Origin of the sequence: Providencia sp. PROV061 (genome assembly GCF_011045655.1) — a bacterium.
Classification (GTDB): domain Bacteria; phylum Pseudomonadota; class Gammaproteobacteria; order Enterobacterales; family Enterobacteriaceae; genus Providencia; species Providencia hangzhouensis.
In genome coordinates, this window is sequence record NZ_CP042861.1 from 1,135,252 (window position 1) to 1,147,876 (window position 12,625).

9 protein-coding genes are annotated in these 12,625 nt (G+C 41.7%); 2 read left to right on the forward strand and 7 right to left on the reverse strand.

Annotation, left to right across the window (positions count from 1 at the left end; genetic code table 11):
- Positions 1-9: 9 nt before the first annotated feature.
- The 5 genes from FVA72_RS05125 to FVA72_RS05145 form a co-directional block, all read right to left on the reverse strand.
- Positions 10-576 (reverse strand): (2Fe-2S)-binding protein, encoded by a 567-nt coding sequence (locus FVA72_RS05125; protein ID WP_004260707.1) that lies wholly within the window; start codon positions 574-576, stop codon positions 10-12.
- Positions 573-3,491: a xanthine dehydrogenase family protein molybdopterin-binding subunit gene (locus FVA72_RS05130; protein WP_110592290.1), complete on the reverse strand. Its 2,919-nt coding sequence runs from the start codon at positions 3,489-3,491 to the stop codon at positions 573-575. The genes FVA72_RS05125 and FVA72_RS05130 overlap by 4 nt, the downstream gene beginning before the upstream one ends.
- 426 nt (positions 3,492-3,917) lie before the next feature.
- On the reverse strand, positions 3,918-5,153 hold the full coding sequence (locus FVA72_RS05135) for a c-type cytochrome (RefSeq protein ID WP_110592289.1): 1,236 nt from the start codon (positions 5,151-5,153) through the stop codon (positions 3,918-3,920).
- Positions 5,150-5,701 carry a (2Fe-2S)-binding protein gene (locus FVA72_RS05140; RefSeq protein WP_004260697.1) on the reverse strand — a complete coding sequence of 184 codons (552 nt, stop codon included), beginning with the start codon at positions 5,699-5,701 and terminating at the stop codon, positions 5,150-5,152. Before FVA72_RS05140 ends, FVA72_RS05135 begins: the two co-directional genes overlap by 4 nt.
- Entirely contained in the window at positions 5,698-8,493 is a 2,796-nt protein-coding gene (locus FVA72_RS05145) for a xanthine dehydrogenase family protein molybdopterin-binding subunit (RefSeq protein ID WP_094960925.1), read from the reverse strand. The genes FVA72_RS05140 and FVA72_RS05145 overlap by 4 nt, the downstream gene beginning before the upstream one ends.
- 192 nt (positions 8,494-8,685) lie before the next feature.
- Here FVA72_RS05145 and FVA72_RS05150 point away from each other — a divergent pair, with 192 nt between their 5' ends.
- Both FVA72_RS05150 and FVA72_RS05155 read left to right on the forward strand, forming a co-directional pair.
- On the forward strand, positions 8,686-9,249 hold the full coding sequence (locus FVA72_RS05150; protein WP_096863304.1) for a nucleotidyltransferase family protein: 564 nt from the start codon (positions 8,686-8,688) through the stop codon (positions 9,247-9,249).
- Positions 9,250-9,258: 9 nt separating this feature from the next.
- On the forward strand, positions 9,259-10,287 hold the full coding sequence (locus tag FVA72_RS05155) for an XdhC family protein (RefSeq protein ID WP_110592288.1): 1,029 nt from the start codon (positions 9,259-9,261) through the stop codon (positions 10,285-10,287).
- A gap of 64 nt (positions 10,288-10,351) precedes the next feature.
- Here the strand turns inward: FVA72_RS05155 and FVA72_RS05160 are convergent, their stop codons facing one another.
- A complete protein-coding gene (locus FVA72_RS05160; protein ID WP_110592287.1) occupies positions 10,352-12,019 on the reverse strand; it encodes an alpha-keto acid decarboxylase family protein in 1,668 nt (555 codons plus the stop codon).
- A gap of 250 nt (positions 12,020-12,269) precedes the next feature.
- The gene (locus tag FVA72_RS05165; RefSeq protein WP_004260681.1) at positions 12,270-12,623 is read right to left on the reverse strand and encodes a RidA family protein; all 354 of its coding nucleotides are present in this window, start codon (positions 12,621-12,623) and stop codon (positions 12,270-12,272) included.
- Positions 12,624-12,625: the final 2 nt, after the last annotated feature.

Here is a 12,625-nt window from a genome sequence, read left to right on the forward strand (position 1 = left end):
TGTTTCTTCCTAGTCGATCACGCAGCCAGGAGTGTCGAGAGCGACTTTCCTCACAGCTTCATAATAGCGTACATAACCTGTACAACGGCAAATATGCTCATTGAGAGCCTCTTCAATCGCATGTTCGAGTTGGTCTCGTTTCACTGGATTTTTCTTCAGTTTATCAAGAAACACCGTTGCACCTGTGACAAAACCGGGAGCACAATAACCACATTGGAACGAAAAGTTTTCGATAAAAGCTTGTTGAATTGGCGTTAATTCAACAACTTTGCCTTGTTCATCCAGTTTGGCTTGCCCTTCGATGGTAACAATATTTTTATTGTTGAAATAATGGGCACCAAAGATACAAGTCCGGCTTTCAACCGTTGTGCCATCGGGCTGGATTTCCATAATGGTACAAGCATGGCAAATCCCTTGTCCGCAACCAAAGTGGGTGCCAGTGAGGTCTAGGTATTCATGTAGAAACTCAATCATTGGCATCCCAACAGGGACATCAATAGGACCAATTTTTTGGCCGTTAATGGTCAGTGTTAGTGGCTTGCGCTCAATAATCGGAACGGCATTGTTGATTTTCATGAGAGTGCCTTTTTAATTTTATCTACCGTAATAGGGAATTCATAGAAACGCTTGCCTGTTGCATGGGTTAATGCATTGCTCGTCGCAGGTAAGATTGGGATCATCCCCAGTTCTGCCATGCCTTTGGGTGGCGAAGTTTCTGAAAGTGGTGGTAAGTAATCAATGGTTTGCTGCCAAACCGCAACATCTTTAGCGCGTGGCAGGACATAGCGATTAAAGTTCCATGTTCCGTTTCCTGGCCCATCTTCATAGAGTGGTAATTCTTCCATCAACGCGTGGCCGATACCCATCGCGGTACCCCCTTGAATTTGGCCTGAAACCAATTCAGGGACAATCATCGTACCGGGGTCCATAATCATATGGTGGCGCATGATATCGACCTCACCCGTCATGGTGTTGACGTTGAGCTCGACTAAACAAGACGCAGGCGTGACCGTTGTTGGGTCCGCTTTGGCGCGTTGTGTTGGTGGGTAGTAGGCAATTTTACGTTTAATAAAATGGTAACCGCCAGTTGTCATTTGTTTTTTCAATTCTTGTGGTGCACCCTCGCCATAACGAACGGATATTGCATCGAGAGGGAGATTTTTCAAACCCACAGTTGGGATATCGAATTCTGCGCGAGCCCACTGCCAGCTGGAATAACCGTGAACAGCAACCCCAGTGATGAGCCCCATCTCATGGGCTCTTCTGGCTAAAATGTCAAAAGGAATGGGCTTCATTCCGCCACCGCCAATACCATCTGGGCCAACGCGAATATCGGCAAATTCAACATTTAAGCCGTTGAACGCACCGCCGCCGGGGCCTTCACTCCAAATGCTTTTAGCCGCAGGCCAGAGGGTATTTTCCAATAAAAAATGGCCAGCTTGGCGCGTACCGAACCCAATGTAGTAAACACCACTTGATGAGCTCATGTCAGGTATTAGAGCGGGTGTCCAATAGGGATCAGTTTTGGATAATTCATCTTGTTTTTTCTGGTCGGCCCAACTGGTTTTAAGCGGTAGTTCTTCAAACTCAGTCACCCCAAACTCAACGACATCAGGGGCTTTGCTGAGTGCTTGCCATACCATCACTTGCTGTGCGGTTGTGCCACCGGTGCCAATCTCTTGCATACAATGGCGCATTGTTAGCTTGCCATTGGCATCAAATTCAAGAGAAAGAATCGTTGGAACACCGCTAGACCCATAAACTTGCTGCACCTGTGCAAAGCCAACGCCGTATAACTTACCGGGGTTTTTCGCTTCATAATCGGCTTTATTTTTCTCACGATCGACCCAAATCGGGTGTTTTTCCGCAAGATTTAACATTTCAACGTTGCGCGGGTCACCGGCTATTACACCACCTTGTGTATTTGGATAACCTTCTAAAATGGCATTACGGCGGCGCAGTTCAATCGGGTCAATATTAAGATTATGAGCGATTTCATCCACCATCAATTCAGTGATTGCCATCGACTGCAAGGAACCAAAACCACGCATTGACCCCGCTTCGACAGCCGGAGTGGCCATGGCGAGAGCAGTGAGGTCAGATTTAGGGAAGTAATAAATAGACTGAGCACCGCGCACTGCTACGTGAGATACGGCAACGGAGAGGTTTTCACGACCGCCGCCATTACAGTTATAAGTGCCTTTTAATACATCAAACTTACCCGTTTTTTTATCACCAATAATGGTGACATCCATCTCAATGGAGTGGCGTTTCATTCCCATTTGGAATTGTTCATAGCGGTCATTTGCCATGCGAACAGGTAAGCCATCAGCATAGAAACTAGCGACCATCGAATAAAAAGGAAAAACCGAATAGTCTTTTGAGCCGTAACCAACAGTAGAACCGGTTAATAACACAATGTTTTCGACGGAAAAATGTTTGTTGTGTTTAGATAGCTCAGCAGCAGCATTAACTACACCAGCAGGAGACTGTGTCGCGGTTAAGATATGCAGTGTTTTGGTTTGCGCGTCATACCAAGTATTACAGTTATCTGGCTCCATCGCGCAAGGGTCAATGGATTGTGAAAAACCATGGCGCTCAATCACAAACTTATCAGGGTTCTCGCGAGCCGCTGCGATTTCTTGCTCAATTTGCCGCGCGTAATCCATCGCTTTTTCTTGTTTATCAGGGCTTTTTTCTGCCTGATGAAGGGCTTGAATAAAGCCACCGCCACGATCTTTACGGATCACTGGGGGAATAGAAATGGCGTGCTTGGGGTCATAAGGTGGCCAAATAGGCGTATTGCCATCGAACCCGCCTTTAATACCTGAATCTTGATAAGGGGAAAAAATAGAAGGCGAAAGTGGTGTGTCACCACCGATACGCACGTACCGTGCTGCACCATAGTTGGCGGGCGGTTTTGGCCCTGTCACCGTTCCGTATTTTACGGTGTTTGTGGCAAAGCGTAACATCCGCTGTGCTGCACTATATTTATCGAAATCATGATAAATCAAGATAGCAACTGGGTGGCCAATAATCGGCGGTGTATCCCCTAGAGGAACTAAAATATTGGTGCCATAGAAGCCTTTCCCCATACTGGTATCTTGGGGAATATTTAAGCCATCACGGATAAGATCTTCTTGTAAAACAACTTTATCAGGTTGTAGATTTGGCCCTAACATTGAAATATCAATGCCTTCAAAGGTTTTATCTGCCTCTGTCGCTTTTAACATAAAGGCATAACTTTGTTTTTTTGGCCAGCCGGGGATGTCTTTAGCGCGGTAATCACGAGCAAAATTTTTACGGCCAGTGACTTTTTCAACGCCATCCCAACGAAAACGTGCTTTACCGTTTTGACCAATCCAATCCGTTGATGGGGCGTCAGAATCGAGCTCCATTGCTATCGCAAAAGGGAGTTTGCCGACCATAACAGCAATGCCCGCAATAGTGCCTAGTTTGATGAAATTGCGTCTAGAAATATGTCCCGACATGTTGTGCTCCCTGATTATATTTTTAGGGTTTTTATTATGAGCAATGGAAGTAAATAATATTTTTTAGTCATTCATTATAAGATCGTTTTATTTCGCTTAAGTTTGCTCACAATTTGATGACTAATATCAGATAGCTCAGTAAGTTACATAAATAGTATGGGTATCTGTAATGATATATCAAGAACGAGTAAAGGGATTTAGACAAGAAAGTGAATAATACTGTTTAAGTCATCTTAATATGACAGTATTGAATAAAATAACTGAGCTTTATTAGAACACAATTTATTTAAATGATACTAATTCTTATTAATGAATGATTAAATCAATATGCATTTAATTATGTAAAGTATATTTGTATTCGGTTATTAAATAGAAAACTATTGGGCTCGTTAAATACGAACAAGCCCGATAGTTCATTTTTTGTCATTATTGACGTAAAGATTTAATATGCTCCGGGGTGACATCAGCAGGTTGTCCTCCCCACTGAACGCGAAGGAAGTTCACTAAGTCACTAATTTGTTGGTCATTTAGCTTATTGGCAAACCCTGGCATGCTTTGCATATATTGGTTATTTGGGAACGCTTGCTCAGGCAAACCATCTAGAATCGCATTAATTAGGTTAGTGCTATCCACATCACGCAATGTTGAATTTCCTTTCATTGCCACCGCAACATTCGGTTTACCGCTACCGTCATAGGAGTGGCAACCTGAGCAGGTTTCTAAATAAATTTGGCGGCCTTGTGCATTACCTTCCCCCACCCTTAATGGCGAAGTTGCTGGCGGGTTATCGCCCATTAAATAGGTGGCTATGGCACTATTATCTTCTGGAGTTAAATGTTGTGAACTCAGATAAATTACAGGGTGCATATCACTGTAGGCGGAACCTTGTGGTGTGAGTCCAGTCATGAAAAACTGCTGTAAATCTTCTTTTGTCCATCCTCGTTCTGCAAGCGCTTGCGGGGTAATATCTGGAGCAACAAAACGACCTAAAGCACCCCCTTTCATAAAGTTATCTAAATCCATTTCTCCCAGCTTTCCTCTTGGCGTATGGCATTCGGCACAATGCTCTAATACGTTAACTAAATACTTACCACGTAGCCATTCAGGGGAGCTACCTTGTGAGCTATCGGGGAGTGGTTTATCGTTAAAAAACAATAAATTCCAGCCAATCATTGCCATGCGTTGGTTCAGTGGGAATGGCAATGAATTTTCAGGTGGCGCGACATCAATAGCTGGCTGGCTCATCAAATAACTGTAAATAGCGTCAGAATCTTCCCGAGTGATCCCTTTATAGGATGTATAAGGCATTGCCGGATAAAGATTTTTACTCGGTGGAGAGATACCTTGGGTCAGTGCTTTATAAAAATCATCTTTTGTCCAGCGGCCGATACCAAAATCGGCTGAGGGCGTTAAGTTACTGCTGTAGATGGTACCAAATGGGGTATCGAGTGGAAAACCACCAGCTAATGGTGCACCATCAGCACTGGTGTGACACGCAGCGCAGTCACCGGCAAGAGTGAGGTAACGGCCTCGCTCAATTTCTTGAGGCGTCGCAGTCACTTTTTGTACAGGGCCATCTAAGGTACGGCTTTCATACCAATACAGTACCGCCCAAACGATGATAGCGATAGCTATCAACCATAAAATAATTCGTTTGATCATTTTACTGCCTCCTTGATAAGACCAGGAGTCGCAAGAACCACATCGCGTACTGCTTCATAATAGCGTACATAACCAGTACAACGGCATATATGGTTATTTAGAGCTTGTTTGATAGCCTCTTCTAAGTCTGCTTCTGCAATCGGGTTTCGCTGAAGTTCTTCAATAAACACGGTCGCTGCATTTACAAAACCTGGGGTACAGTAGCCACACTGAAAACTGAAATTTTCAACAAAAGCTTGTTGAACCGGAGATAGTTTTACCTCTCCGTTTTCTTCTTTGGTGGCAGCCCCTTCGATAGTTCGGATGCTTTTATTATTGAAAAAATGTGCACCAGTAATACAGGTGCGGATTTCTTCGCTGGTACCAGATGGATTATCTAATATAACAACGCAAGCATGGCAAATGCCTTGGCCACAACCTAGGCGAGAACCTGTTAGGTCAACATATTCATGAAGAAAGTCTATCATCATGAGGCCTTCAGGCACGTCCATTGGTCCATACTGTTGGCCATTAATGGTTAAGGTGAGGGGAAGGAAATTTAGGCTCATGATATTACCTCTAAAATGTCTTTTGCGCGTACAGGCAAATGCAAGAAATGATGACCAGTTGCATCTGCAATGGCATTGACGATGGATGAAACTACCGGGATCATAACAACCTCAGCAACGCCTTTCGGCGGGTCAGTATCTGAAAGTCCTGGTAGGACTTCATTGGTTTGTTGCCAAACTGCAACATCACTGGCAAGCGGGAGATGATAACGGTTGAAGTTCCACGTCCCATTACCGGGACCATCTTCGTAGAGAGGTAAATATTCATGGAGTGCATGGCCGATACCCATTGCTAATCCACCTTGAATTTGTCCTGAAACCAGTTGTGGGACGATAAGATTACCGCATTCCACCACACTATGGTGATTCAGCAATTCGACTTGCCCAGTCGCTTTATCAATGGATAGCTCGCTAACGGTAGCGACGGCACTGTAGTAAGTGACTCCGGCATTATTTCTTTGTGTATCAGGGTAATAAGCTTTTTCGCGGTGGCAAACTTGGTATTCTTTATCGGCAAATCGTAGTGATAGCCCATCAATCGGTAAACGGCGAGTTTCACCCTGAATAGGGAAATCGGCTTCAGCCCATTGCCAGCGGTTAAATACGTGGCACACTGCGCCAGTTACCCCGCCCATTGCAAAAGTGCGTTCAATTAAGCGCGGTAAGCTAAGCACCTCAAGCCCATCAGCGGTTAAGCCTTCAGCAACCCAACGAGCATCTTCACGGCGAACAACTAGAGGGGCCGCTTGTCCACCGCCAATCCCTTCTTGCCAAATTGACATGGCAGCTGGCCATAACCCATGTTCGAATATAAGGCGTGCGGCTGCTTCTGTGCTGTGGGTGAAATAATAGGCTGAATTACTCGCACTCGCAGGTGAGCAGTAGTTCGGTGTCCATAATGGGTTTTGTGCTAAGTGGTTTTGCTCATCTTGTGACATAGCAAATGGGTTACCTGTTGAGATCATCGGTAAAATTGACCAATCAACAACGGAAAAATGAGCTTGTTCCGCAGGCTTTCCTAACCATTTAGCGCAAACCACCGATTGGGACGTAGACATACCTGTACCAATTTCTGCTCCACTATGATAAATGGCTATTTTACCCTCGGGGGTAAGTTCTACGCGAGCAAAGGAGGATTCCGCACCTGTCCCAAAGTCTTTTTGCACACAAGAAATCCCTGTACCGAATAGTTTACCGCTATTTTTCGCTTCAAAGTCGGCTTTACGTTTGGCTCTGTCAGTCCACATTGGGTGAGCAGCACAGCGGGTTAATACTTCATCGGCACGAATTGCGCCGCCAGGAATTGCCCCTTGGGTATTTTTCATCCCAGATTTGATGATATTTTTAAGACGGAACTCGATGGGGTCTACTTTTAGGAGTTTTGCGGCTTCTTCCATTAACATATCGGTTGCTGCCATGGCTTGTAAAGTACCATAACCGCGAGCTGAACCCGCATCGACAGCTCTTGATGCAATACCGACCGCAGATAAATCACTACGGGGAATATAATAGATAGCTTGGGCCCCAGTAGCCCCGACCATGACAACGGAAGGCGTAAAATTACAGCGACCACCGCCGTCACCGATAAAAGAAGCTGAAAGGGCTTCAATTTTATGCGTTTTTTTATTAACCGCTAAGGTGTAATCCATATCGAAAGCATGGCGTTTGATGGTAGATTGAAATTGTTCATAACGGTCATTAGCTAGACGAATAGGGACTCCGTCTCCATATAATGTTGCCATCGCACCATAATAGGGGAATGGAGTGTGGTCTTTAGAACCATAACCAACGGTAAAACAAGGGTGTAGGAAAATTTGTTTAATTGGAAAATGCGATTTTGCCAACATCTCTGGTAATGATTCCGCAACTTCCTGAGGGGACTGTGTCGGAATAACAAGATGGAATGACTGTGTTTTGGCGTCGTACCAACCGTTAGCATTATCAGGCTCTAAGGCAGCAGTATCAATGGATTGAGAAAAGTATTTTCGCTTGAGCACTAACCAGTCTTCCGGTGGGTTTTCCAGTTGTTTAGCGAGCTCATCAGCATATAGCATGCCTTGTTGATCTAATTTTCCGCCTTCGCGACCTTCAGGCCAAACGGGTAAGTGCTTTTTCATGCCAATAGGGGAGATTGGCATATCTTTTAGGCTTGAATAAATATCTGGCTCATAAGGATTTTCATTGCCAATTCGCACGCCACGGTAGGTTCCCCATGGGTCTCGTTCTAATGGGCCAGTTACTGCGCCGTATTGGATAACATCGTCACGGAATTTTAAGGTTTCTTTGGCAAAACGGAATTTAGCAAAATCATGATAAATCAATAATGCGACGGCTTGGCCAAGGTAAGCGGGAGTTTTCCCTTCTGGAAGCAATAAATCATCACCATAAAATTCAGGGAAAGCAACGCCATCTTTTTCTAAGTCACTTGCGGTTACGATGCGGTCAGGCATCAGGCCATCTTTTAGCAGATCAAGGTTAAAGCCTTGGTAAATTTTATCGGCTTGAGTCACGCGGAGTAAAAATGCATGACCTTGCTGTTTTGGCCAGTGAGGGATATCACGTGCACGAATGTCTCTGGCGAAGACTTTTTCCCCTTGGACTTTGGCAAACCCATCAATACGAAATTTGATTTGTTTGTCGACCGGGTTCCAGTCAGGAGATTGAAGAATTTTTTCTTCGAATAGCACATCAAAAGCACGGCTATACAAAGGGGCTAAATAAACAGATATTCCCGCTATAACGGCACATTTTAGAAAGTGTCTGCGGGAGAGTTCGACATTGCTTTTGCTCATAATACACCCTTACACTTATTATTACATCGGTATTTTTATTTTTATAGTCACATAGAAAAAATTACTTGTATCACATTTATATTATACTTCTCTTAATAATTTTCAAATTAATGATAAGTAGTTCTTGTGATCTTGCTGAATATACTTTATTTATGAGATACGCAATCAGTATATCGATTTAAAATAAAAACTATGAATATTGGTATTTTAATATTGGCAGCAGGAAAAAGTGAACGTTTTCAAAATGCTGGAGGTAAAGGAAGTAAATTAAATTTTATGCTTGAAAAAAATACAGTTTTTGAAAAAACACTATTAAATTCAATCGATAGTGAGCTTCCTGTGCATGTAGTGACACGGCCTGAGAATGAAGGTGTTATTAATAATTGTTTACAATTTAATATTCCATACTCGTTGATAAATAGTAATGGATTAGGTGAGTCAATCGCATTTGGTGTTAAAAATACGTCTAATTTAGATGGTTGGATAATTCATTTAGCGGATATGCCATACATCAATAGTCATTTATTTACTCGTATAGTGAATGAATTAAAACAGCATACATTAGTCAGGCCAATATATAATGGTTTGCCAGGCCATCCAGTGGGAATATCTGCAAAGCATTATACAGAATTAATTAATCTAGTAGGTGATGACGGTGCGAAATCAATATTAAGTCGTAATCTTGTTTATCAATTAGACATAAATGACGAAAATGTTGTAAAAGATATTGATTATCCGAGTGTTGATAACGATTAAGGAACGAATATGTTGCGTGAAGATGTTTTTGTTATCTCTCAAGCCCTTTCTTGGATAAAAAAAGAGCCCATATGGTTGTGTACGGTGCTAAGTACATATGGTTCCTCTCCTCGTAGCCCGGGCTCACTTCTTGTTGCAAAGGCAGATGGCCAGTATGTTGGTTCTTTATCAGGTGGTTGTATTGAAGAAGATTTTATTCAACGAATACAGCATGCTGAATACATTAAGAGCAGCCAAATTGTTCGCTATGGTCGCGGTGGTTTAGAAGCGAAAGTGAATTTACCTTGTGATGGTAGTTTAGATGTTTTAATTGAATATTTACCGAATAGTCAGGAAAGTGTTAGTTACCTTACGGAGATACATCAAGCGTTACTGGGATATACTGCAATCAGTAAAAAAATCACGTTGCCACAAAGGGGGGAGGTAAGCACGGTTAATAATCAACAAATCCCAACCCAAATAGAGCGGGAAGGGGATAATATTCAATTGTATATTGCTGCGCCACCACGGTTAATTATTGCTGGGATCTCAAATGTAGGTATTTACTGTGCTAGTTTTGCAGCAACATTAGGGTTTGAGGTTATCATTTGTGAACACCGTGAAGATGAGCTATCGCGTTTTTCTGGGCAACTTTCTAGTCAATTTGAAGTCATTAAATTATTTCCAGCTCGCTATTTGGAATCCCAAAGCTGTACACCGAATACCGCTATTGTTTCTTTAACCCATGATCCTCGTATTGATGACCTGACACTAATGGAAGCAGTGAATACCCCAGCGTTTTATATTGGTGCAATGGGCTCAGTAAGAACGAGTGCTCGTCGTCGTGAACGTCTTATAGCATCTGGTGGGATGACGGAGGCGGAAATAGAACGCATCCATGCTCCCATTGGTATTCCTATCGGTAGCAAAACACCACCCGAAATAGCATTAGCGATAATGGCGGATATTGTAGCTCATAAAAATGGCGTAGTTTCATCTAGTTATGTTAGTGAAACGAAAAAAATAATGGTTACAAATTCAATGTATTGTGATGTTTAAAGTTAAATTCCCATGCCTTATAAAGTTAAATGACCTTTATAAGGCGAAAGGACCTAAAACTAGTTTAGTTGGTATAAATAGAAGAAATAATTTCTCTCATTTTTATTAAATATTTTGAAGCATCATATCGGTCAGTGACTATTTCTATATAAGCTGCAGTGTCGAGTGTTTCGATAGCCTGTAAAGCCTCATCTAATTCATCGCAGGTTGTCACTTTTTTGCAATACCAATCGTCACATCCCAGTGCTAAAGGAAGTTGTGCGTAATTCCATTGCGCAACATCATTATAATAATATTCAGGTTCTTTACAGAATAGTCGTTCAATAAGATAGCCATCATTATTTAATATAAAGATAATGGGTTTTAATCCAAATCGTGCAAATTGACTAATTTCTTGCATAGTTAATTGATGAGCGCCTTCCCCTGTCGCTAAGATGACTCGACGTGACGGGGATGCTAAAGCGGCGCCCAGTGCAGCAGGTGTTGCCCAGCCAATAGATCCCCATAATGATTGGGAATGAAAAGATGCACCTTTAGGTAATAGTGAAAATGCTAAGCCCATTGAAAAGGTTCCAGTATCTGTAAATATTATATCATTAGGTCTAAACATTTTTTCTAAGCGAGGATATAGATATGATTCAGTTATTTCGTTTGTTTCTACGGCTATCGGTTGACCTAGTGATTGGGCCTTAGGACTTTTGTGTTGATTAAAAGAAGAGGTTGGCAGTGATAGCAATCTATTCTGCAAGGCTAAAACAACGTCTTTCATGGAAATATTATTGTAGCATTGGCCATCAATAATGACTTTATCTTCCATAATATGGATTATATTTTCGATTTTAATATTAGAGGTATAACAACCTGAATTAAAGTCAGACAGAATAGTGCCTATATTTATAACACAATCACTGCTTTCGACAAATGAAGTGACTTGAGGATTTAATATTTGCCCTGTATACATTCCGATATATTGCGTATTAGTTTCATCTAATACACTTTTATCCATAAATAACGCGGTATAAGGAATTTTGGTTTTTTCAATGATTGTTTGTAAGGTATTTGCTACGCCTAAGCGCAAAGACATTGAGCCTGCTAATATGCAGGGTTGTTGGCTATTTATTAATTTATTTAAGATTAAAGGAATAATATTTTTTAGTGTTTCTGAGCAACTGTTTGGTATTAATGGAACAACATGATGAAATGGTTTAATTACAGTCTTTACAGCATAATCAGCAGGTAAGCCAAAATAAACTGGACGGCGTTCATGTAAGGCGCATGCGATTAACCGCTCAGTCTCTTCAATACAGTTTTCAGGGGTAATAATGGCATGAGCACAGACAATATGTTGGCTCATTTTATAAAAAACGTCATAGTTTCCATCCCCTAATGTGTGATGAGAAATACGCTGTTTCTTTTGTGTTAGGCTAGGAGGCATTCCAACAAGGTGAAATATAGGGACTCTTTCAGCATAAGAACCTGCTATTGCATTGAGAGCGCTTAATTCGCCAACGCCAAAGGTTGTTGATAGTGCAGCAACACCTTTAATTCTTGCATATCCGTCTGCAGCATACGCTGCGTTTAATTCGTTGCAATTGCCAATCCAACGTTGATGGGAGTTTGCACAAACACTATCATTTACAGGAAATGAATAATCACCAGGAACACCAAATATATCTTCAATGCCTAATTGATAGAGCTTAGATAAAATATATTCAACAACAGTTTCTTTCATTTAACTTCTCCAGTTAATAATTGTTTTTTACTTGATTTGTAATTATTTATATTAGCTATTTATTCTTATTGAAATCAATTCCATGATAGCTAATAAGGGAAGTAGTGAAAGTGTTATATTTTATAATGAGATTGATGGGGGTTATTAAATATATTATTTAATAAATTAATATAAATTAGTAGAGTAATAAAAAACAGTAGATCTTTTTAGACCTCACTGTTTTTTAGATTTAGAATACCGTTAAATAGGGTCAAGCCTGAGCGGCAATCACCATAATTTCTACTAGTACTTGTTCCCGAGCCATATTGGCTTCAACAGCTGCACGGGCAGGGCTATTTTCTATAGGCATCCAACTTTCCCATACCGCATTAAAGTCAGCAAAATCCCGTTTGATATCTTTAATCCAAACTTGGGCGGATAAAATACGTGTTTTATCACTGTTGCTTGCAGCAAGTAATGAATCAATCTTGGCAAAAACGTCTTTGGTTTGTTGTGTGATATCACCTGTTAGATCATTAGGTACTTGCCCTGATAAGTAAACTAAACCTGAATATTCAACGCTATCAGCTAAGCGTGGTTTTGGGTTGTTACGTTTTATGGACATGA

Coding starts and splice junctions, on each gene's coding strand:
- FVA72_RS05155 (WP_110592288.1), top strand. CDS start 9,259: ATGTTGCGTGAAGATGTTTTTGTTATCTCTCAAGCCCTTTCTTGGATA.
- FVA72_RS05135 (WP_110592289.1), bottom strand. CDS start 5,153: ATGATCAAACGAATTATTTTATGGTTGATAGCTATCGCTATCATCGTT.
- FVA72_RS05150 (WP_096863304.1), top strand. CDS start 8,686: ATGAATATTGGTATTTTAATATTGGCAGCAGGAAAAAGTGAACGTTTT.
- FVA72_RS05140 (WP_004260697.1), bottom strand. CDS start 5,701: ATGAGCCTAAATTTCCTTCCCCTCACCTTAACCATTAATGGCCAACAG.
- FVA72_RS05125 (WP_004260707.1), bottom strand. CDS start 576: ATGAAAATCAACAATGCCGTTCCGATTATTGAGCGCAAGCCACTAACA.
- FVA72_RS05160 (WP_110592287.1), bottom strand. CDS start 12,019: ATGAAAGAAACTGTTGTTGAATATATTTTATCTAAGCTCTATCAATTA.
- FVA72_RS05165 (WP_004260681.1), bottom strand. CDS start 12,623: ATGTCCATAAAACGTAACAACCCAAAACCACGCTTAGCTGATAGCGTT.
- FVA72_RS05130 (WP_110592290.1), bottom strand. CDS start 3,491: ATGTCGGGACATATTTCTAGACGCAATTTCATCAAACTAGGCACTATT.
- FVA72_RS05145 (WP_094960925.1), bottom strand. CDS start 8,493: ATGAGCAAAAGCAATGTCGAACTCTCCCGCAGACACTTTCTAAAATGT.